Source organism: Bradyrhizobium arachidis (assembly GCF_024758505.1).
Lineage (GTDB): Bacteria > Pseudomonadota > Alphaproteobacteria > Rhizobiales > Xanthobacteraceae > Bradyrhizobium > Bradyrhizobium manausense_C.
On record NZ_CP077970.1, the window covers coordinates 7,958,285 to 7,977,879 of the forward strand.

General features: G+C 65.8%; 21 protein-coding genes. 5 read left to right on the forward strand and 16 right to left on the reverse strand.

Annotated features, from left to right (window positions below):
* Nucleotides 1–62 precede the first annotated feature (62 nt).
* Nucleotides 63–617 carry a 16S rRNA (guanine(966)-N(2))-methyltransferase RsmD gene (gene rsmD, locus KUF59_RS36905; RefSeq protein WP_212460506.1) on the reverse strand — a complete coding sequence of 185 codons (555 nt, stop codon included), beginning with the start codon at nucleotides 615–617 and terminating at the stop codon, nucleotides 63–65.
* 1 nt (nucleotide 618) lies between these two features.
* Complete coding sequence (locus tag KUF59_RS36910) at nucleotides 619–2,673, reverse strand: pseudouridine synthase (RefSeq protein WP_212460505.1); 2,055 nt, start codon at nucleotides 2,671–2,673, stop codon at nucleotides 619–621.
* Nucleotides 2,674–2,793: 120 nt separating this feature from the next.
* Here KUF59_RS36910 and KUF59_RS36915 point away from each other — a divergent pair, with 120 nt between their 5' ends.
* On the forward strand, nucleotides 2,794–3,252 hold the full coding sequence (locus tag KUF59_RS36915) for a nucleoside deaminase (RefSeq protein ID WP_212460504.1): 459 nt from the start codon (nucleotides 2,794–2,796) through the stop codon (nucleotides 3,250–3,252).
* Between the two features lie 57 nt (nucleotides 3,253–3,309).
* Here the strand turns inward: KUF59_RS36915 and KUF59_RS36920 are convergent, their stop codons facing one another.
* Nucleotides 3,310–4,506 carry an OpgC domain-containing protein gene (locus KUF59_RS36920; RefSeq protein ID WP_212460503.1) on the reverse strand — a complete coding sequence of 399 codons (1,197 nt, stop codon included), beginning with the start codon at nucleotides 4,504–4,506 and terminating at the stop codon, nucleotides 3,310–3,312.
* Between the two features lie 172 nt (nucleotides 4,507–4,678).
* Here KUF59_RS36920 and KUF59_RS36925 point away from each other — a divergent pair, with 172 nt between their 5' ends.
* Nucleotides 4,679–5,116: a hypothetical protein gene (locus KUF59_RS36925; RefSeq protein WP_249140549.1), complete on the forward strand. Its 438-nt coding sequence runs from the start codon at nucleotides 4,679–4,681 to the stop codon at nucleotides 5,114–5,116.
* A gap of 20 nt (nucleotides 5,117–5,136) precedes the next feature.
* On the opposite strand, the gene KUF59_RS36930 is transcribed toward KUF59_RS36925, so the two are convergent.
* The 5 genes from KUF59_RS36930 to KUF59_RS36950 all read right to left on the reverse strand — a co-directional run bounded on the left by KUF59_RS36930 (nucleotide 5,137) and on the right by KUF59_RS36950 (nucleotide 9,514).
* Nucleotides 5,137–6,039, reverse strand: a complete 903-nt coding sequence (locus KUF59_RS36930) for an alpha/beta fold hydrolase (RefSeq protein WP_212460502.1) — start codon at nucleotides 6,037–6,039, stop codon at nucleotides 5,137–5,139.
* 130 nt (nucleotides 6,040–6,169) lie between these two features.
* Entirely contained in the window at nucleotides 6,170–7,453 is a 1,284-nt protein-coding gene (gene purD, locus KUF59_RS36935) for a phosphoribosylamine--glycine ligase (protein WP_212460501.1), read from the reverse strand.
* 195 nt (nucleotides 7,454–7,648) lie between these two features.
* Entirely contained in the window at nucleotides 7,649–7,948 is a 300-nt protein-coding gene (locus tag KUF59_RS36940) for a winged helix-turn-helix domain-containing protein (RefSeq protein WP_212460500.1), read from the reverse strand.
* 4 nt (nucleotides 7,949–7,952) lie between these two features.
* Nucleotides 7,953–8,507: a hypothetical protein gene (locus KUF59_RS36945; protein ID WP_212460499.1), complete on the reverse strand. Its 555-nt coding sequence runs from the start codon at nucleotides 8,505–8,507 to the stop codon at nucleotides 7,953–7,955.
* Nucleotides 8,504–9,514: an alpha/beta hydrolase gene (locus KUF59_RS36950; RefSeq protein WP_212460498.1), complete on the reverse strand. Its 1,011-nt coding sequence runs from the start codon at nucleotides 9,512–9,514 to the stop codon at nucleotides 8,504–8,506. Before KUF59_RS36950 ends, KUF59_RS36945 begins: the two co-directional genes overlap by 4 nt.
* Nucleotides 9,515–9,652: 138 nt before the next feature.
* On the opposite strand from KUF59_RS36950, the gene xseA reads away from it, so the two are divergent.
* Entirely contained in the window at nucleotides 9,653–11,269 is a 1,617-nt protein-coding gene (gene xseA, locus KUF59_RS36955; protein ID WP_212460497.1) for an exodeoxyribonuclease VII large subunit, read from the forward strand.
* Nucleotides 11,270–11,471: 202 nt separating this feature from the next.
* On the opposite strand, the gene KUF59_RS36960 is transcribed toward xseA, so the two are convergent.
* Both KUF59_RS36960 and KUF59_RS36965 read right to left on the reverse strand, forming a co-directional pair.
* Entirely contained in the window at nucleotides 11,472–11,597 is a 126-nt protein-coding gene (locus KUF59_RS36960; RefSeq protein WP_258767855.1) for a hypothetical protein, read from the reverse strand.
* A 204-nt stretch (nucleotides 11,598–11,801) separates the two neighbouring features.
* A complete protein-coding gene (locus tag KUF59_RS36965) occupies nucleotides 11,802–12,632 on the reverse strand; it encodes a dienelactone hydrolase family protein (protein WP_212460496.1) in 831 nt (276 codons plus the stop codon).
* Between the two features lie 184 nt (nucleotides 12,633–12,816).
* Between KUF59_RS36965 and KUF59_RS36970 the strand changes: the two genes are divergently transcribed.
* On the forward strand, nucleotides 12,817–13,044 hold the full coding sequence (locus tag KUF59_RS36970; RefSeq protein WP_212400405.1) for a DUF2093 domain-containing protein: 228 nt from the start codon (nucleotides 12,817–12,819) through the stop codon (nucleotides 13,042–13,044).
* On the opposite strand, the gene lpxK is transcribed toward KUF59_RS36970, so the two are convergent.
* From lpxK to KUF59_RS37000, 6 genes are read right to left on the reverse strand one after another with little or no spacing between them, the layout of a single operon-like run.
* Complete coding sequence (gene lpxK, locus KUF59_RS36975) at nucleotides 13,045–14,070, reverse strand: tetraacyldisaccharide 4'-kinase (RefSeq protein ID WP_212460495.1); 1,026 nt, start codon at nucleotides 14,068–14,070, stop codon at nucleotides 13,045–13,047. It lies immediately after the preceding gene.
* Complete coding sequence (locus KUF59_RS36980; protein ID WP_212460494.1) at nucleotides 14,063–15,397, reverse strand: 3-deoxy-D-manno-octulosonic acid transferase; 1,335 nt, start codon at nucleotides 15,395–15,397, stop codon at nucleotides 14,063–14,065. The genes lpxK and KUF59_RS36980 overlap by 8 nt, the downstream gene beginning before the upstream one ends.
* Nucleotides 15,360–16,073: a lysophospholipid acyltransferase family protein gene (locus tag KUF59_RS36985; protein ID WP_212460493.1), complete on the reverse strand. Its 714-nt coding sequence runs from the start codon at nucleotides 16,071–16,073 to the stop codon at nucleotides 15,360–15,362. Before KUF59_RS36985 ends, KUF59_RS36980 begins: the two co-directional genes overlap by 38 nt.
* The gene (locus tag KUF59_RS36990; protein WP_212460492.1) at nucleotides 16,070–16,333 is read right to left on the reverse strand and encodes a DUF4170 domain-containing protein; all 264 of its coding nucleotides are present in this window, start codon (nucleotides 16,331–16,333) and stop codon (nucleotides 16,070–16,072) included. The genes KUF59_RS36985 and KUF59_RS36990 overlap by 4 nt, the downstream gene beginning before the upstream one ends.
* A gap of 60 nt (nucleotides 16,334–16,393) precedes the next feature.
* Nucleotides 16,394–17,224 (reverse strand): 3'(2'),5'-bisphosphate nucleotidase CysQ, encoded by an 831-nt coding sequence (locus tag KUF59_RS36995; RefSeq protein ID WP_212460491.1) that lies wholly within the window; start codon nucleotides 17,222–17,224, stop codon nucleotides 16,394–16,396.
* Complete coding sequence (locus tag KUF59_RS37000; RefSeq protein ID WP_258767856.1) at nucleotides 17,211–18,608, reverse strand: TldD/PmbA family protein; 1,398 nt, start codon at nucleotides 18,606–18,608, stop codon at nucleotides 17,211–17,213. The genes KUF59_RS36995 and KUF59_RS37000 overlap by 14 nt, the downstream gene beginning before the upstream one ends.
* A gap of 275 nt (nucleotides 18,609–18,883) precedes the next feature.
* Here KUF59_RS37000 and KUF59_RS37005 point away from each other — a divergent pair, with 275 nt between their 5' ends.
* A complete protein-coding gene (locus KUF59_RS37005) occupies nucleotides 18,884–19,402 on the forward strand; it encodes a DUF6101 family protein (RefSeq protein WP_212460489.1) in 519 nt (172 codons plus the stop codon).
* Nucleotides 19,403–19,595: the final 193 nt, after the last annotated feature.

A 19,595-nucleotide genomic window follows, 5' to 3' on the forward strand; every position in this document is an offset into this window, starting at 1 on the left:
GAGTAAAGAGGTGGGTTACGCCGCGCGGACTGCGCTTCGCGCAGCCGCGGGGCTAACCCACCCTACGAAAGCTTCAAGAACACAAACTCCGTGTCGTCATAAGCGCGCCGCTCCAGCTCCTCGAAGCCATCAGGCGCCGCGAACTGCGCGGCCTTGGCCTCCTCGACCACGAGCAACGCGCCCGGCGTGAGCCAGCCGCCGTCGCGCAAAGAGACCAGCGCCTTCTCCGCAAAACCCTTGCCATAGGGCGGATCGAGGAACACCAGCGAGAACGGCTCGACGGGATGCGCGGGGCCGAGATCGGTGGCGTCGCGGCGGTACACCTTGGTCACGCCGCCGAGGCCGAGCGACTCGACATTGTTGCGCAAGAGAGCGCGGGCCTCCGCACCGTTGTCGACGAACAACGTGAACTTCGCGCCGCGCGACGACGCCTCGATGCCGAGCGCGCCGGTGCCGGCGAAGAGATCGAGCACGCGCGCGTCGGTGATCGGATCGTCGTAGGCATGCGCCAGGATGTTGAACACGGACTCGCGCAGGCGATCCGCCGTAGGGCGGATGTCGCGCGAGGACGGCGAGGCCAGATTGCGCCCCTTCAATCGGCCGCCGACGACGCGCATGCTACTCGTCGTCCCGCGGCGTGATATCGCGCTTGCCGTGATAGCCGCGCTTGGGGCGGCGCGGCGGACCGTAGCCATTGGCCTCGAGCTCGTTGCGCTCGCGCGCCTCGTCGCTGCCGGTGCGCTGCACCAGCACGCGGCGACCCTTGCGATCGGCGATCACGGCGCGCTTGGACTTACTCTCGCGCGGTGCGTCGGCATCGCTTGATTTCGAGGGGACGTCGAACTGCGCGCCCGACTTCTCGATCACCTTGTCGCCGAGCTGATCGCGCAGCACGCGCGACTTGATCTCCTCGACCTGGCCTTCCGGCACCTCGCCGAGCTGGAACGGGCCGTAGGACACGCGGATCAGCCGGTTCACCTCGAGCCCGAGATGGGCGCAGACGTTGCGCACCTCGCGGTTCTTGCCTTCGCGGATCGCGAACACCAGCCAGACGTTGGCGCCCTGGTCGCGCTCCAGCGTCGCCTCGATCGGACCGTACTTCACGCCCTCGACCTCGATGCCGTTCTTCAGCTCGTCGAGCTGCGCCTGCGTGACGTCGCCATGGGCGCGGACGCGGTAGCGGCGCAGCCAGCCGGTGTCGGGCAGTTCGAGCGTACGCGCCAGGCCGCCGTCGTTGGTGAGCAGCAACAGGCCTTCGGTGTTGAAGTCGAGCCGGCCGACCGAGATCAGCCGCGGCAGGCCTTCGGGCAGATTGTCGAACACGGTCGGACGCCCCTCGGGGTCGTCATGCGTCGTCATCAGGCCGCGCGGCTTGTGATAGAGGAACAGCCGCGTGCGCTCGCGCTCCGGCAACGGCTTGCCGTCAACCAGAACGACGTCGTTCTTGGTGATGTCGAGCGCCGGCGAGTTGATGACGCGGCCGTTGACGGTGACACGGCCCTCCGTGACCATCGCCTCGGCATCGCGCCGCGAGGCCAGGCCTGCACGCGCCAGCACCTTTGCGATACGCTCGCCCGCTTTCTTCGGCTTCGGCGTTTCGTCGCGGCGGGGCCGTCCGTCGAAATCGCGGTCGCGCTCGCGATAGGCGCCGCGGCCGCCAAAGGCCGGGCGCTTCTCGAAGATCCTGCTGTCGTCCTCATTGTCGCGGCGCGGACGATCGGCGAAGCGGCCTTCGCTGCGCGGATGCTCGTGCCAGTCGCTGCGGCCTTCGGAGCGCCGCGGCCGATCGAATTTTTGACGGTCACCGCCGCGCCCGCCACGTTCACCATCATTGTCGCGACGCGGCCGGTCGAATTTGGGCCGATCGCGGAACGGACGATCGCCGGATGCGCGATCGTCGCGCGAGCGAGAAAAGCGCGGACGGTCCTCGCCGCCGCGATCATCGCGGGGCCGCGCGTCGCGCCGTTGCCAGGGCTTCTCGTCGCCGCGGTCCCTGCCCTCGAACTCACGCCTCGGCTTGCGATCGCCAAAGTCGCGGCGCGGACCGCGATCGTCGCGATCGCGCGAGAATTTGCGGTCGTCGCCGAACTTCCGGTCGGAGCGTTCACCGCGCGGCGTATAGGGCCGCTTCTCGCCATCCCGCGAGGGCCGCTTGTCGCCGAACTTCTTGTCGCCGAAGCGGCTGGCGGGACGCGACTCGTCGCGATCCCTGCGCGGCGGACGATCATCACGTCCATAGGACGGGCGATCGCCGCGCGGCTTGAAGGAGCGCTTCTCGCCGTCACGTGACGAACGATCGGCAAAGGACCGCTCCGCACGCGGCCTGTCGTCGCGATTGAAATTCGGACGGTCGCCGCGCGGCTTGAACGGCCGGTCGCCGCGATCCTCGCGCGGGCGGTCGTCCCGCTTGAACCGCGGCCGGTCGCCAGCGTCGCGCTTGCGATCGCTGAAGTCGCGGCGCGGCGCGTCGCCGTCCTCGCGGCGGCGGAACGGACGGCTGTCGCGGTCGCCGCGCGGCGAGCGCGCGTCACCCTCACCCTTGCCCACAAAGCCGCGCTTGGCGAATTTCTTCTCCGGGCCACGCGCTTTGCCAGACCGTCCCTTGGATGCCCCCTTGGGCGGGCCGCGCCGGCCGCGCGAGGAATCGTTGTCTTTGTCGTTGTCGCGGGGCATTAGAAAATCTCACTTCGGGCCGGCCAAAAGGGCATTGTGCGCGCTCGTTTCGAGCCGCATGCTCAGGCAAAACCGGTATCTACTCTTGCTGAAGGCGCAGCTACTAGCAGGTTTCTGGGGATGATACGAGGCAAGACTGCCCCCTCTTTCATGGATTTGGCGCTCAAAACGGCCGAAAACGCCGGAAAATCGGGCGAAGTTCCCATCGGATGCGTGGTTGTCCGGGATTACGAGGTCATCGCCACGGCCGCCAACCGGACCCTGACCGACCACGACCCGACCGCCCATGCCGAGGTCCTCGCGCTCCGCGAGGCCGCCAAAAAGATCGGCAGCGAGCGCCTGGTGGACTGCGACCTCTACGTGACCCTTGAGCCCTGCACCATGTGCGCGGGCGCGATCTCCTTTGCAAGGGTGCGGCGCCTCTATTACGGCGCGGCCGACCCCAAAGGCGGCGCAGTGGAATCCGGCGTGCGCTTCTTTGCCTCCCCAACCTGCCATCACGCGCCGGAGGTTTATTCCGCGGTCGGCGAGAGCGAGGCGGCAAGGCTGCTGCGGGAGTTTTTCCGGGAGCGACGGTAGGGGCGTGTCGTCAAGGGCCCCGGGGGACAGGCCGCTCTTGCGGGCGCATCGATTCGATTACAGTGGCTTCGGAGTGAACTGGTTGGAGGCTTCCTCAGTTCGCAGGGAAGGCCGGGAGACGGCAACATCCTTCGGGAGCTTGTCCTGCTTCTTCGACCAGGAGACATAACGCGCCACGGCGGTCATGATTGCGATTCCTGCCGCGCTTACGATGATCTGGATCAGCAAGGCATCCCTGCTCAGGATCAGCACGATATAGCCGATGAAAGACAGGAAGATGCCGACGCAAAACACCGCCAGCGATTGCTGTCCGCACTTGATCGCCGGAGAAAATACCCGCGACTGCAGGCCGGGCCAGTCCTTCGGTATGAACCGGACCACGAGGTAGACGATCACGAGAAAATGCAGGAAACGATACGGCGCGAGATTGGACTTGTCGTTCGGATTGAACGCGTCGAACAGCCATCTCGGAAACAGATCTCCGAACTCGGAGAACCGGCCGGCCATGGTCATCAAGAGAGCAAACAACAGGTAAGCGATAGCGACGTAGAGCACTACGGGCGATCCGATGATTGCAGACCGGGGGCCCCTGATTCCGCCGAGGGCACACCATGCGCCAAACGCAAACAGAGCTTGCCAGGCGAACGGGTTAAAATACCAGACCCCCGCAGGATAAGCCGGCAGATTCCATCCGAATTGACGAGCCGCGACGTAGAGCACGAGAGACGCAATCATCGTCAGGTCCGGCTTGCGCAACATCATCCACAAGACCGGCGGGAACAGCGCCATCAGCACGATATAGAGCGGCAACACGTCGAGGTTCAGCGGCTTGAACCTCAGCAATAAACCCTGCCACAGTAGCTGGAACGGATTTTCGATGAGACCCGCGACATTAAACTGGTGGATGATCGTGGTGCTGTCGAATCGGTCAGCAACAAATCCGATCGTGGCCAGGTAGACGACGAACAGCACGATGTGGGCCACGTAGAGCTGCCAAACCCGCTTGAACAGCCGCGTGGCACCGACGACGAAACCGTGGTTCACCATCCATTTCGCGTAGACGAACGCAGCGGTATAGCCGGAAATGAAAACGAACAGATCAGCTCCATCGCTGAAGCCGTAATTCCTGGTCGTGATCCAGCTCACGACATTGCCCGGCATGTGGTTCAGGAAAATCATCCAGTTCGCCAGTCCGCGAAGCAGATCGAGACGGAGGTCTCGACCTTTGCCGGGAAGGGTTGCCTGAATTTCCATGGGGTCCGTTGCGTGTCTGGTCTACAGCCGCGTCGCGGCGCGTTCTGGAACGGCCAGAAGCAATCATCCGTGGAATCTCGCCGGTCGAGCCGGACGGGTGAGTTGATCTATCTCAAACTCCCACTCTTTTTCCGGGCGTGAGTATGATCGTCACTCATCGGGAGGCAGGGACATGCGTGACTTTCGCAGTGTGATTGCGGCTGCGGTTTTGGCGCTCGCGGCGTGGATGGCGCTGGTCAATCCGTCGCAAGCGGACACTGGCACCGTGCGTGTTGTGTTCGGCACGGCGGGCCTTGTCGTGGGCATCGGTGGCGGTAAGGGCACGCTCACACTCCACGGAAAGACGTATCCATTCGTGGTCTCGGGCGCGAGTTTCGGCGCGACGCTGACGCAAACGATCAGCGAGTTGAATGGACAAGCCAGGAACTTGCGCAGTCCCGATGATCTGGCTGGCGACTATGTTGCGATCGGAGCCGGCGGTGCCCTCGTGGGAGGGGCTGGCGTCGCTCGGTTGCGAAACGCGAAGGGCGTTGTCCTGGTGGTTCGCGGCCCCAAGTTGGGTGCGGGGCTCTCGGTCAACGTAGCTCGCGTCACCATTACCATGATGTGACTGCGTCTGGGCGGCCGGGGTCAAGCCGAGAAAAACTCGCGCAGCGCCTTCGCGGTCACCTCCGGATTCTCCTCCGTCAGGAAATGCCCCGAGTCCACCGCCATGCCCCCAACGTTGGTGGCCCATTGCTTCCAGGTATCAAGCGGCGTGGCTGCGGCTTGCGCCACGCCTGCCCCGCCCCACAGCGCCAGCATTGGAATCGTGATCTTCTTCCCGGCTTCGAAATCCGCCTTGTCGAGCTCGTAGTCGACATAAGCCCCGGCGCGATAGTCCTCGCACATTGCATGGATGCGCGCGGGATCGCGGAACGGGGCGATGTAGTGTTCGAGCGCGCGCTTGTCGATGGCATCCAGCGTCTTCGACTTGGTCTGGCTCGCCATCTTGAAGCGCAGGAAGAACTCGCCATTGCTCGCGATCAGCGTCTCCGGCAGCGGATGGGACTGCGCCAAAAACGTCCAGTGATAGATCTTCAGAGCATAGGCCCGGTTCATCCGCTCCCAGTAATCATAGGTCGGCAAAATATCGAGCACCGCGAGGCGTGACAGCCGGCCGGGATGATCGAGCGCCAGGCGATAGGACACGCGCCCGCCGCGGTCGTGCCCCGCGAGCGCGAAATGGACATGGCCGAGTTGCTCCATGGCTTCCACCATGGCCTTGGCCATCGCGCGCTTGCTGTAGGGCAGATGCTGCGCGTCGCTCTCGGGCATGTCGGACCAGCCATAGCCCGGCAGGTCGGCGATGATCAGCGTGAACTTGTCCGCAAGCTGCGGTGCCACGCGATGCCACATCACATGTGTCTCGGAGAAGCCGTGTAGCAGGAGAAGCGGCGGGCCCTTGCCGCCGACGCGCGCAAAAATGCGGCCGGAGGAGGTGTTGATCCATTCAGAGGCGAAGCCCGGGTAGAGGTCGACGAGATCGGACATGACACCCATCCTCTCAACTGTCATTCCGGGGCGCGCGTTAGCGCGAACCCGGAATCTCGATGTAGGGAAACGCCAGCGCCAGACAACCTCGAGGTTCCGGATCGGCGCTTTGCGCCGTCCGGAACGACAATCAGCGTCCGGCCTTCTCCGCCTCCACCGCCTGCCAGCCGATGTCGCGGCGGCAGAAACCGTCGGGCCAGTTGATGCGATCGACGGCCTGATAGGCGCGCGACTGGGCTTCGGTCACGGTCTTCCCGAGCGCACAGACATTGAGCACGCGGCCACCATTGGCGAGGATCGTACCTTCCCTGGCGATGGTGCCGGCATGGAAGATCTCGGCGCCCTCGACCTTGGCCGCTTCATCGAGCCCCTCGATGAGGGTGCCCCGCTCGTAGTCACCGGGATAGCCCTTGGCCGCCATGACGACGGTGAGCGCGGACTCCGGATACCAGCGCAGGTCAAAATGCTGCAACTCCCCGTCGCAGGCGGCGAGCAGCGCCGGTACGATGTCCGACATCATACGCATCATCAGCACCTGGCACTCGGGATCGCCGAAGCGGACGTTGAATTCGAACAGCTTTGGGCCCTGCGTCGTCAGCATGATGCCGGCATAGAGAATGCCGCGGAACGGCGTGCCGCGCTGCTTCATGCCGGCGACCGTCGGCAGGATGATCTTTGCCATGATCGCGTCGTGGATCGCCGGCGTCACCAGCGGCGTTGGCGAATAGGCCCCCATGCCGCCGGTGTTCGGGCCGACGTCATGGTCGAACACGCGCTTGTGGTCCTGCGCGGAGGCGAGCGGGATAGCAGTCTCGCCGTCGCAAAGCGCGAAGAAGCTGATCTCGCGTCCCGGCAAGAATTCCTCGATCACGACCTCGGCGCCGGCTTCGCCAAAGGCGCCGTCGAACATCATGGCGATGGCGTCCTCCGCCTCGCGCATGGTCTTTGCAACCACCACGCCCTTGCCGGCGGCAAGGCCATCGGCCTTGACCACGATCGGCGCGCCCTGGGTGTGGATATAGGCAAGCGCGTCCTTGGCATTGGTGAAGCGCTTGTAGGCGCCCGTCGGAATGCCGAACTCGGTGCACACCGCTTTGGTAAAGCCCTTGGAGCTTTCGAGCCGGGCCGCCGCCTTGTTCGGGCCGAACGCCTTGATGCCGGCGGCTGAGAGATCGTCGACGATCCCGGCGGCGAGCGGCGTCTCGGGGCCGACCACCACGAGCTCGACCGCATTCTTTTTGCAGAAGTCGATCACGGCAGCATGGTCGGCGATGTCGAGCGCCACGCATTCGGCCTCGCGCGCCATGCCGGCATTGCCGGGCGCGCACCAGAATTTGGTCACCAGAGGGGACGCCCCGATCTTCCACGCGAGAGCATGTTCGCGGCCGCCGGAACCGAGCAGGAGAATGTGCATAAGAGGCTCGAAATGAGGAGGTGTTGGACGCGTCGGTCGCACGAATCCGGGCGCGTCTCAAGGGGGGGCTGATCCCCAATCCTCGGTCATTCCGGACGGCGCGCCCTCGCGCCGATCCGGAATCTCGACATTGTTTGACTCGCGGCTCGAGATTCCGGGTTCTCGGCTTCGCCGAGCCCCGGAATGACGGGAAAACTACGTCTGCTTCCCCGCAATGATCTCCTGCAACGTCGCGACATGCCTTGCAAAGGCGCCGCGGCCGGTCGCGGTGGCGGTCACCGTGGTCTGCGGCTTCTTGCCGACAAAAGCCTTCTCCACCGAGACGTAGCCGGCCTTCGCCAACGTCTCGATATGGGCGCCCAAATTACCGTCGGTGGCGCCGGTCAGTTTCTTCAGCCTTGAAAACTCCAGCCCGGCGGCCACGGGCAGCGCGTTCAGCGCCGCCATGATCTTGAGCCGCAGCGGCTGGTGGATGATGTCGTCGAGCTCGGCCATCGCGCTAGATCCGCCGCATCCAGAGGCCGCCGAGGATCAGGCCGCCGCCATTGACGAAGGCCATCCAGAGCGGAAAGGCCTCGCCGATATAGAAGAAGCCGATCAGTGTCAGCGCGGAGATGCCGAGCCCGATCGCGACGAAGGCATAGCCGAACCAGAGCCCCGCCATCGTGTAGAACAGCATGAAATAGATCGGCCAGAACGTGCCCAACTGACGCGGACCGAAATGGGCGATGACATCGGTGCAGAGGTAGCCGAAGGCAAAGAACAGCACGAACATCAGGATCATCCTGATGCCGATGCCGGCACCCTTGGGGTGACTCGGCGGATTGAAGACGCGGAGCGCAACCAGACCGCCGACGCCCAGGATATCTACGGCGGGCCAGGCGTAGACGGCATAGATCGGCCAGAGCCAGGTCACGAGATTGGCGGCGAACACCAGGACGCCCCACCAGACGGCGCCGATGCTCGCGAGCTCATAGAGCTGCGATTGCTTTACGCGCCGGACGATATCGTCGATATCGGCCAGCGCCTCGGTGGCCTGCTTGCTGTCGATCATGACTGCCCTGCCCCGCGCGTTGCCACGTCCTCGGCGATCACGGAGATCGCCTTCGGGTTGGTGACGATGCCCATGTGGTTGATGCCGTCGATCAGCTTGACGTCAACAGACGGTTTGATGGCCTGCACGGCCTCGGCATATTTGGCGGATATCATCATCTCGTCCTCGGCGGCGCCGAAGATCGTGATCGGACGCGTCGCGTTGGGGAAGTCGAGGCGATAGCCGCGCGTCGCAAAGTTGCGCATCAGGCGATCGGAATAGGTGGGGACGAGGATCTTTGCCGAATTCGGCGGCACCGCGAGCGCCAGCACCGGAAGCTGCGCGCAGCAGTCGATGCCGAGCTTGCGCAGCGCCGCGAGGCCCAGCAGGCGCGGGATGTCGGCATTGGCCCAGCCGCCGGAATGCAGCTGGTTGGTCGGCGCGTCATAGCCGAGATAAGGCGCGAGCAGCACCGTGCGCACGAACATATCCTGCATGATCGGGGTTGCGGCGACGCGCAGCGAGAAGCCGGCGCCGGCGGAATGGCCGATCAAAGTCAGCGGCAGATCCGGCGCGGTCCTGCGCAGGAAGGCGACGAAATCGACGAGGTCGTCCTCGAGCTGGCCGACATAGCCGATGTCGCCGCGCGTGCCGGAAGCACCGTGGCCCCGCATGTCGAGCGCCCAGGTCTCTACGCCGCGTGCGGCAATCGCATAAGTCAGTGCGTGGTTGACGGTGGCGCTGGAGCCGGACGAGCCGTGGATGAAGACCGCGCCGCGACCGGTCGCCGGCCCGTTCGGGGCATAGTGGCGGAAACCGATCCAGGTGCCGTCGCGGGCCTGGAAGCGTTCGAGCGCCGGCATGGTCGAGAAGTCGACCGCCCTCACGGAGTCGGAAACCGATTTCAGCTCAGGCGGCCGCTGCAACGGCGTTGCGATCATCGCGGCCAGGATCAGCGCCACGCCGCCGACCGCAACCAGGGCCCATTTCAGGCCGTTCAACACGCCTCGCAGCAACCGGATCGCCATGGCTCACTCTCCCTCATCCTGGAGTTTCTAGAGAACTCTATAATACAGAGTACTCTTCCAATCAACCCCCCGGATTGGCGCTTGGGAGCGAAAATCCTTAACGTCGCTCCCGACCCCAAAAAGCCGAATCGGTTGCCGATGCCTTCAGCGGAACCCCTGCTCAATACGCCCGAATTCACCGTCTCCGAGCTGTCGCTGTCCCTGAAGCGGACGGTGGAGGACACCTATGGGCATGTGCGGGTCCGCGGCGAGATCTCCGGCTTTCGCGGCGCGCACTCGTCCGGCCATTGCTACTTCGCGCTGAAGGATGAGAGCGCCAAGATCGAGGCGGTGATCTGGAAGGGCGTGCACGGCCGCATGCGCTTCAAGCCGCAGGAAGGTCTTGAGGTCATCGCCACCGGCAAGCTCACCACCTATCCCGGCTCCTCAAAATACCAGATCGTGATCGAGGCGCTGGAGCCGGCCGGCATCGGCGCGCTGATGGCGCTGATGGAGGAGCGCAAGAAGAAGCTCGCCGCCGAAGGCCTGTTCGACGAAGCGCGAAAACAGCTGCTGCCCTGGTTGCCCGAGGTGATCGGCGTGGTGACCTCGCCGACGGGTGCTGTGATCCGCGACATCCTGCATCGGCTGGAGGACCGCTTCCCCCGGCGCGTGCTGGTGTGGCCGGTCAAGGTGCAGGGCGAAGGCTCGGCCGAACAGATCGCCGGCGCCATCCGCGGCTTCAACGCGTTGCCCGAGGGCGGCAAGATTCCGCGGCCGGACGTGCTGATCGTGGCCCGCGGCGGCGGCTCGCTGGAGGACCTGTGGTCGTTCAACGAGGAGATCGTGGTCCGCGCCGCGGCCGAGAGCATGATCCCGCTGATCTCGGCGGTCGGCCACGAGACCGACATCACGCTGATCGACTTTGCCGCCGACAAGCGCGCGCCGACGCCGACGGCCGCGGCCGAGATGGCCGTGCCGGTGCGCAGCGAATTGTTCGTCGAGGTCGCCGATCTTGCGCGGCGCACGCGCGCCTATTGGCAGCGTGCCCAAGAGAGCCGCCGCAGTGAGCTGCGCGCCGCCGCGCGCGCGCTGCCGGCGGCGTCCGATCTTTTGGCGATCCCACGGCAACGGCTGGACTCCGCAGGCGCGTCGCTGCCCCGCAGCCTCAAGGCCAACACGCATGCGCATTTCCGCAGGTTTACCGCGGCCAGTGCAAAGCTGACATTGCGCGTGCTGCACGGCCAGATCGCGCAGGCCGATCATCGGCTGACGGTGTGCGGCGAGCGGCTCGGCCTGTCCGCGCGCGCGCTGCTGCATCGGCGACGCGACCGCTTTGCCGGGCTCGAAGTGCGCCTGCGCGCCTCAAAACTTTCCAATGCGCAGGCGCAGCGCAACGCGATCGCCCGCCAGCGCGAGCGCACGCACCGGCTGGCCGAGCGCGCCAACCGCGCATTGCTGACGCTGCTGCGACGGCTGGAGGCGCGCGTCGAGAACAGCGGCAAGCTGCTCTCCGCCCTGTCTTATCGCGGCGTGCTGGCACGCGGCTTTGCGCTGGTGCGCGACGAGGCCGGCCATCCCCTGCATTCGGCCGATAACGTCGGTCCCGCGGCACGGCTGGAGATCGAGTTCGCCGACGGACGCGTGGCGGCGACGACGGATGCCGATCGGCCGGAGCCGCGCCCGGCGACGCAGCCGAAGCCGGCAGCCTCGCGCGAGGCAAAGCCCGCGCCGAAGCGCGTGGCGAAGCCGGTGGATCAGGGGACGTTGTTCTAGCGAACAAACTTTGCCGATCTATCCCGTCATCCTGAGGTGCGAGCCATGCGGCGCGAAGGCGGCGCATGGGGAGCCTCGAAGGATGAACGCCCGGGCTGCAGCCGGGCCGTCGCCCTTCGAGGGCCGCTGAAGAAGCGGCTGCCTCCAGCGACAATGGCTTCGCCATTGCGCGGGGGTGACGGTGATAGAAATGCGCGCTCGCCTACCGGCAGGACAATCCCGCGTCGATCGTGGTCCAGAAGCCGCAATGTTCCACGGGAACTCCGGCGTGCGCTTCGTAGAGCAGAAGCGCGACGGTGAAGAGGATGAGCGCGGACGACAGCAGCATGAGGCGGTTTCGCATCAGACGCCGTTTAACTGATATCATGGTCGAACTATGACAGGCGGATGCTGAAACTGGCGGATCGCCCGCGCCGTAACTCGAGGCGTCGGCCATGACGACCTGTGCAGGGCGGTGGCGATGCGGGGCTGTCCGCTCAGACGTTGTTCCTCGGGCGGCCCCGCTTCGCGCGCGACTACACCGGAACCGCCCTCACCGCGCCAGCCACTCCGCGACCTGCTTTTGCGCATCCGCACGCGCCTCTGCGTCGGAGCCGAGATGGCCGCGGTCGGGCGCAGCAGTGTCGTTGCTGCTTGCGGACGCATGCAGCGGCAGGTTGGCGCGATCGAAATCATGATAGGCGCCGGGATAGACGACGATGCGCGCGAGCGCGCTGCGGCCCTGCGCGCCGTCGACCATCTGCCGGCACGCCGGCGGCGAGGAGACGTCGTCCTTGGCGCCGATCAGGACCAGCGTCGGCACCCGCGTGCTCCAGCCGAGCCCGGCCGAGATGCGGCAGTCCGGATAGAAGGCGACAGCGGCACGGAAGTCCGGCTGTGCGTCACGCGCCAGATTTTGCGGCCGCACGGCCCAGAGCACCGCGCTCGCGCCATTGGCCCAGCCGATGAGGCTGATGCGGTTGCGCGCCACCCAGGTCTGCTGCAACAGCCAGCTGCGCACCGCGACGATGTCGGCGACGCGTTCGCGCCGCGCCTTCACCCGCACCTCCTTGACGCGGCATTGCGGACCGAACTCCCGCGAGCCGTAACTGTCCGGCCAGAGCACGGCGTTGCCCGCCTTGAGCAGTTCCTCAGTCCAGTCGCGATAACGCGGCAGCACCGTCTCGGAGCGGCCGCCGAGGCCGCCGCACGCATGCAGCGCGATCACGGTCGGAAACGGGCCGTCGCCGGCGGGTTTGTAGAGTTGCGCATGCAGCGTGGTGGAGCCTGCGATAATCTCGACCGCCTGCGGCGCGGCCGGCGAAGCCGCATGCGCCGACGACATCAGCAGCGAGAGGACGAGAAGGGTTGACGGAACACGCATCGAATAGACCGGATCAGGAACGGACCGGGAGCAGCGATCCCTCGGCGCGCAGCCCTATCACGCACGAACGCCCGCAAAACATCACAAATCGGTGGGTTTAACGGGCGGACAAGCCACCCTATCTATGCTAGATCGGCAGCAACACATCAGGCCCGTGGACCGGGCGCAGCGGAGACTTCTGACCGTGCTGAACAAGTTCGGCCCCTCGGGCCATGGCGAAGCGCAGGTGCAATATCTCGACGGGGACTTCCGCGTGATCTCGCCCGGGACCTTCGTTCGCTGCGCGGTGACCGACACGCGGATTCCGCTCGACGAGCTGAAATACTGGAGCGTGGATTTGCAGGAAGCCTACGCCCATCCCGGCGCCGTGCTGCAACGGCATTTTCCCGGCGCGCCGAAACCGCAGGGCTGATCAGCGCGCGCTGAACCTTTTCTCCCGCGCCTTGTACAGGCGATCGGCGACGAAGTCGCGGAGCTTTGCGGCATCGTCGAATTCGAGCGTCACCTTGAACGGCACGACTCCTTGCACGTAGGGTAGCATCCCGTCGCCGCCATGGATTCGAGCAAGGTCCTTCTCCGTCGTCACCAGCGTTAGCCCATCGCGGCTGGCGTCTACTGACAGATCCTGGATTTCGCGCTCCGAATACGGGTGATGGTCAGCGAAAGCGCGGCTCCCGACAATCTCGACCCCGCTCGCCCGCAATGTCCTGAAGAATCGCTCGGGATCACCGATGCCGGCGAAGGCGAGGACGCGCTTGCCCGACAGTTTTTCGAGCGACTCGGCATCCGGCTTCAGGCGCGCGCGCAACACCGGCCTGTCGCGCGAAGCGATCTCACTGGCGATGCCGTCCGCGGCATGACCGTCGCCGATCACGACCAGCGCGTCGGTGCGAGAGAGCTGCCCCCTGAGCGGCGCGCGCAGGGGGCCTGCCGGAAACACCTTGCCGTTGCCAAGGCCACGCTCGCTGTCGATCACGATCAGCGAGGCATCCTTCATGACACCCGGATTCTGAAAGCCGTCGTCCATCAGGATCACGGTGGCGCCTTGCGATTTGGCGAGCGCCACGCCGTCGACGCGGTCGCGCGCGACCGCGACCGGCACGTTGCGCACCATCATCAGCGGTTCGTCGCCGACATCATCAGCGGTGTGCCGTTCGGCATCGACCATCACCGGGCCGCGTAATTTTCCGCCATAGCCGCGGCTGAGCACGACCGGCGTCTCGCCGAGCTCGCGCAGCAGATTGGTCAGCGCCAGCACGGTCGGCGTCTTGCCGGCGCCGCCGACGTGATAATTGCCGACGCAGAGCACGGGGATGCCGGCGTCGATGCCCTCGCGCAGCATGCGGCGTTCGGCGATCGCGCCATAGAGCGCGCCGAGGGGCCGTAGGAAATGCGACTTGAGCGAACGTGGCCGGTGCCAGAAGGCCGGCTCACGCATTGGCGGCTCCCATCTCGATGCGGAGCTGCAGCAGATAGGGTTCGAGCGCGGTCATGGTGCGGTCCAGCGCGCCGCCGAGCCGGTCGACCACGCCGGTCCCAGCGCGATGCATGGTCTCGCGCACGGCGGGATCGGCCAGCAACTGGCCGAGCTGCTTCACCAGCGCCTCCTGCGTCTCGGCCTGACGCGCGCCGCCGCTGCCGTCGAGCGCCTCGTAGACGTCGGTGAAATTGAAGACGTGCGGGCCGTGGATGATGGAGGCTCCGAGCTTGATCGCCTCGATCGGATTCTGGCCGCCATGCGGGATCAGCGATCCCCCCATGAAAACGATCGGCGACAGCCGGTAGAACAGGCCGAGCTCGCCCATGGTGTCGGCGACGTAGACGTCGGTGGCCACGGTCGGCAATTCATCGCGCGAGCGCAGGCCGGGCTTGAGGCCCGAGGCGGTAATCAGGCCCGCGATCGACGAGCCGCGATCGGGATGCCGCGGCACGATCACGGTGAGCAGCGACGGGAAGAAGCCGGCGAGGCTGCGATGGGCTGCGACCAGCATCTCCTCCTCGCCCGGATGGGTCGAGGCCGCAACCACGATCGGACGTCCCCGTGTCATCGCCATGAGACGCTCGAGCTTGACGGGATCGGCCGGCGGGGCGGCGACGTCGAGCTTGAGATTACCCGTGGTGACGACGTTGCGGCTGCCGAGGGCGGAAAAGCGCTCGGCGTCGGTGCGCGACTGTGCCAGGCAGATGTCGAACCGCGACAGCAGCGCCGAGATCGTGCCCTGGACCCGGCGCCAGCGCGGGAAGGAGCGCGGCGACATCCGCCCGTTGATCAGCACCATCGGCAGCCGCCGCGCGCTACCTGCGAGGATCAGGTTCGGCCACAGGTCGGATTCGATGAACAGCGCCAGCGACGGCTTCCAGTGATCGAGAAAGCGCGCGACGTAGCGCGGGGAATCGTAGGGCACGTATTGATGGATGACGTCGGGCGGAAAGCGTTTTGCGACCACCGCGGCCGAGGTCACCGTGCCCGAGGTGAGCAGGATGCGCAGATTGAGCTCGCGCAGCCGCTCGATCAGCGCGGCCGCCGCCAGCACCTCGCCGACGCTCGCGCCGTGAATCCACACCAGGGGCCCGTGCGGCCGCACGTCCTGCGAGAGGCCACGTCGCTCGCCGACCCGCGCCGGGTCTTCCTTGCCCTGCTTCAACCGCCGCTTGATCAGCGCAGGCGCCAGCGGCACGAGGCCGGAGGCCAAGTGCTGATAGACCCGCAGCGTCATCGGCAGCGAATTAGGCATAATCCGGTTCCGGGCGGCCGAGTTGGGCATAGGCGCGGCGGGTCGCTTCGTTCAGCGTCTCTTCCAGCTCCAGGCGCAGGGCCTCCATGGTGGCGGCATCCGCGTCCGGCGGGACGTTGATTTCCTTGATTCCCACCAATGCGCCTCGCCCAAATGGCAAATTGATGGTGGTGCGATCCCAGTTCTTCAGCCGGATGTAGCGACTGGTCGCCATCGCGAAAGGCATGATCGGCCGCCCCGATTCCCTTGCCAGCATGATGATGCCGAGACCCGCAACCCGCGAACGCTTCGGCACGTCGGCGGTCAGGGCGACATTATAGTCGTCCGCGAGCGCCTGCACCATTTCCCTGAAGGCCCCGACCCCGCCCTTGCGGTGGAAAGCCCCGCCGTGGTCGCCGGAGCCGCGGATGGTGCCGATGCCGAGCCGCTCCACGGCGATCGCGTTGAACTCGCCGTCGCGATGCCTGGAGATCAGGACCTTGGCCCGGTACGACTCCTTGTTCTTGATGAACGGCGTCAAAAAATGCTGGCCATGCCAGAAGGCGAAGATCGCTGGTATCCGCGGCTCGACGCGGCCGTAGATGTCGGGCGGATCGAACGTGAACTTGTTGGTCCGCCAGACCAGACGCAGCCATTCGGCCGCCAGGAAACCGACGGCACGCTGAACGAAGCTGCTTCGCAGCGTATTGCGAAGCAGTCGCTTCAACGCGCCGGCTTCGGTTCGTTGGTGGATTCTTGGCCCGGGTCGAGCAGCCGGTGAAGGTGGACGATGAAATAGCGCATCTGGGCGTTGTCGACGGTCATCTGCGCCTTGGCCTTCCAGGCCGTGTAGGCCGTGGCATAGTTCGGATACAGGCCCACGACCTCGACGTCGTCAAGGTTCTTGAACGTGTTGTGCTCGAGATCGACGAGCTCGCCGCCGATGACGAGATGGAGCAATTGTTGCTGCGGGGCACTATCTGGCATGCGTGTTTCTTTCCTAACGGGCTGCCCGGCAAGCAGGTTCGATAAGCACGATGGTTGCGGTCAGGGCAAGGGGCGCTGTCGAAAATGCGCGACAATGCTTGCATGACGATCGCGGCCAGCGGCCACCAGCACCCCGTGCGCCACTTCCCGGCGATTGTAGAGGATGGGATCTCCGGAGAGTTCGCTCATTCTACCATCCGCTTCCTGCACGATCAAATCGGCCGCCGCAAGGTCCCAGTCATGGCTGTTGCCGCCCGCAAAAGCCGCATCGAGCGCGCCGTGGGCGACCCGGCAGAGTCGCAGCGCGAGCGAACCGATTCGCGGATGCAGCTTGATGTCGCCAAGTGATGGCTCAAGTGACGGCTTTAGTCGTTCGACCAGCGGCTTCGGACCGGCAACGCGGGCGAAGTCAAGCGCGGATCCCGGCGCCGTCCGCACCGGCTTGTCGTTGAGCACCGTGCCCTGTCCGCGGGCTGCGAAAAAGAACTCACCGCTCGTCGGCGCAAACACCGCGGCGAGGACCGGCGAGGCATCTTCGACCAGCGCGACACTGACGCACCAGTCGTCATGGCCATTGAGATAGTTGCGTGTCCCGTCAATGGGATCGACCACCCATGTCAGCCGCCGCGACAGCCGCGCCGCGTGGTCGGCGCTCTCCTCCGACAGCCAGCCATAGTCCGGCGTCGCACCGCGCAGGCGCGTCTCCAGGAGGTCGTTGACGGCGATGTCGGCTTCCGAGACCGGCGAGGACGCGCCCTTGGTCCACTTCTTCAGCTCGGTGCGAAACATCGACAGCGCGAGGCTGCCGGCCTCGCGCACCGCCGCCTTCAACAAGGCGGCGTCGCGCGTCAAGATTTTCTCGTCCAAGGAGTTCGCGTCAGCGGCCGCCAAGCGTCAGCCCCTCGATGCGCACCGTCGGCGCATTGACGCCGTAGCGGAATTCGAGATCGTTGGCCGGCTGCATCGATTTGAAGATCTCGAACAGATGGCCCGCGATCGTGACCTCGCTCACGGGATAGGTCAGCTTGCCGTTCTCGATCCAGAAACCGGAAGCGCCGCGGCTGTAGTCGCCGGTGACCCCGTTGACGCCCGAGCCGATCAAATCGGTGACGTAAAAGCCCTGCTTGATGTCGGACATCAACTCCGCCGGGCTGGCGCTGCCGGCCTCGAGGTGCAGATTGTACGGCCCGGGCGAGGGCGAGGACGACACGCCGCGATGGGCGTGGCCGGTGGTCTGAAGCCCGAGCTCGCGCGCGGTCGCGCAATCCAGCAGCCACGTCGTCAGCACGCCTTCATCGATCAGCGCGACCTTCTTCACCGCGACGCCTTCGGCATCGAAGCTCTGCGAGCGCAAGCCGCGACGGCGCAAGGGATCGTCGATGATGCGGATGTTCTTGGCGAATAATTGCTGGCCGAGCTTGTCCTTCAAAAAGCTGGTCTTGCGTGCGATCGAGGCGCCGTTGATGGCGCCGACGAGATGGCCGACCAGCGAGCCCGCAACCCGCGGATCGAACAGGACGGGCACCTTGCAGGTCTCGACCTTGCGCGGATTGGAACGCGCCACCGTGCGCTCGCCGGCGGAACGGCCGACGGTCTCGGGCGACAACAGATCGGAGCCGTGCGGCGCGGAGGTGAAATCATAGTCGCGCTCCATGCCGGTGCCTTCACCGGAGATCGCGGTCGCGGAGATGCCCTGGCTCGAGCGCAGGTAGGTTCCGTGAAAACCGGTGCTCGTCACCAGCACCATGCCGCCGATGCCGGCCGAGGCCGACGCGCCACCGGACTTGGTCACGCCTTTCACGGCGAGTGCCGCAGCTTCAGCCTCGAGCGCACGGCGCTCGAGTTCCGCAGTCGCGGGAATGTTCGGGTCGAGCAGATCGAGATCGGGAAAATCGCGCGCGAGCAGCGCGGGATCGGCAAGGCCGACAAACTTGTCGTCGGGCGCGACGCGCGCCATCGCGACCGCGCGCTCCGCGAGATTCGTCACGGCATCGCCGCTGACGTCATTGGTGGACACCACCGCCTGGCGCTGGCCGACCAGCACGCGCAGGCCGACATCGTCGCCCTCGGACCGCTCGGATTCCTCGACGCGGCCGTCGCGCACCTCGACGCCTTGCGAGATGCCGCGCACCGCGACCGCATCGGCCGCATCGGCGCCGGCACGCTTGGCGGCATCGACCAGCCGCTGCGCGAGATCGGAGAGCGCGGACTGATCGAACAAATCGGCATTGGCTTTGGCGGCAAGCGCCGATGCGGGCGATGGTGAAGAGTTCACGAACGAAATCCTGTTGGGAAGGGGCGGGTTCGGGGCGACGGGGCCGGAACTACCAGATGTGCCCTATTTCCGCGGACTTCAAGCATTTTCCCTGCGTCAAAAGCTCAGATTCTCAGGGTTGGCGCAACGTCTCGTCAATCATGCGAGCCAAGGTCTTGTCAATCATGCGCGACGGTCATTGCGGGTTAACCAGCCTTTTTAAGCCAATTCCGAAGGGGGCGCGCTAGTCTCGTGCGTATCGACCGGGAACATAATCCCGGCGGGGAGACAAAGCCGTGAGGCGTCAAACAGTCAACAGCGGGATCAATCCCGCCGGGTCGAGCCGCGCACTGCGGCTCGACCCTCTTTCTCTGCCGGTCCGCTTCGACGCGCACGATCCGCGCGCCGACGGATGCACGAGGCAGATCGAGCTTCATCGCGAACGCGTCGTGCTGCGTCGTGCCGTGCGCGGCATGCAGATGGCGGTCAACGTCCGCGTCAGCGACTTCATCGGCATCGCACTGCGCGGCATCGACGAGACCCAGACGCTGGTGCTGGTGCATCGCGACCCGTCGCTCTCGGTACCGCTCGGCGTCAGCGCCGACCGCGAGGAGATCGTCAACGCCTGGGCAATGTGGAGCGAGATCTTCGCGCTGCCCCAGCTCGACGAAGCCAGGCGCGATCCCGCACCGCGCCGTCGCCGCCGCAACGCGATCCGCGACCGCCGTCCAAAATTCCTGGTGCGCCGCCGCGCCGGTGTCGCGCGCGACCTCTCCGTTCACCGCGGCGAGCGCGAGATCATCGCACGGACCTGAGGCGTGACCGGCTCGAATTGCCGCGCCGGACACAGAGCATCGAAACAACCCCATGCACAGTAGCCGGCAGCCACAGGCGCGATGCGCGGTGGATTCGCCGAACCATCTGAGACGTCGGGCAAATCGGCGACGATGACGCGATTGGCGGACTGTAGGGTGGGGCTGCCGCCGCAAGCGAAAAGGGCCGCCCCTC

Bases quoted from the DNA above. Each gene is read 5' to 3' on its own strand.
- rsmD (WP_212460506.1), bottom strand. From the start codon at position 617: ATGCGCGTCGTCGGCGGCCGATTGAAGGGGCGCAATCTGGCCTCGCCG.
- KUF59_RS36910 (WP_212460505.1), bottom strand. From the start codon at position 2,673: ATGCCCCGCGACAACGACAAAGACAACGATTCCTCGCGCGGCCGGCGC.
- KUF59_RS36915 (WP_212460504.1), top strand. From the start codon at position 2,794: ATGATACGAGGCAAGACTGCCCCCTCTTTCATGGATTTGGCGCTCAAA.
- KUF59_RS36920 (WP_212460503.1), bottom strand. From the start codon at position 4,506: ATGGAAATTCAGGCAACCCTTCCCGGCAAAGGTCGAGACCTCCGTCTC.
- KUF59_RS36925 (WP_249140549.1), top strand. From the start codon at position 4,679: ATGCGTGACTTTCGCAGTGTGATTGCGGCTGCGGTTTTGGCGCTCGCG.
- KUF59_RS36930 (WP_212460502.1), bottom strand. From the start codon at position 6,039: ATGTCCGATCTCGTCGACCTCTACCCGGGCTTCGCCTCTGAATGGATC.
- purD (WP_212460501.1), bottom strand. From the start codon at position 7,453: ATGCACATTCTCCTGCTCGGTTCCGGCGGCCGCGAACATGCTCTCGCG.
- KUF59_RS36940 (WP_212460500.1), bottom strand. From the start codon at position 7,948: ATGGCCGAGCTCGACGACATCATCCACCAGCCGCTGCGGCTCAAGATC.
- KUF59_RS36945 (WP_212460499.1), bottom strand. From the start codon at position 8,507: ATGATCGACAGCAAGCAGGCCACCGAGGCGCTGGCCGATATCGACGAT.
- KUF59_RS36950 (WP_212460498.1), bottom strand. From the start codon at position 9,514: ATGGCGATCCGGTTGCTGCGAGGCGTGTTGAACGGCCTGAAATGGGCC.
- xseA (WP_212460497.1), top strand. From the start codon at position 9,653: ATGCCTTCAGCGGAACCCCTGCTCAATACGCCCGAATTCACCGTCTCC.
- KUF59_RS36960 (WP_258767855.1), bottom strand. From the start codon at position 11,597: ATGCTGCTGTCGTCCGCGCTCATCCTCTTCACCGTCGCGCTTCTGCTC.
- KUF59_RS36965 (WP_212460496.1), bottom strand. From the start codon at position 12,632: ATGCGTGTTCCGTCAACCCTTCTCGTCCTCTCGCTGCTGATGTCGTCG.
- lpxK (WP_212460495.1), bottom strand. From the start codon at position 14,070: ATGCGTGAGCCGGCCTTCTGGCACCGGCCACGTTCGCTCAAGTCGCAT.
- KUF59_RS36980 (WP_212460494.1), bottom strand. From the start codon at position 15,397: ATGCCCAACTCGGCCGCCCGGAACCGGATTATGCCTAATTCGCTGCCG.
- KUF59_RS36990 (WP_212460492.1), bottom strand. From the start codon at position 16,333: ATGCCAGATAGTGCCCCGCAGCAACAATTGCTCCATCTCGTCATCGGC.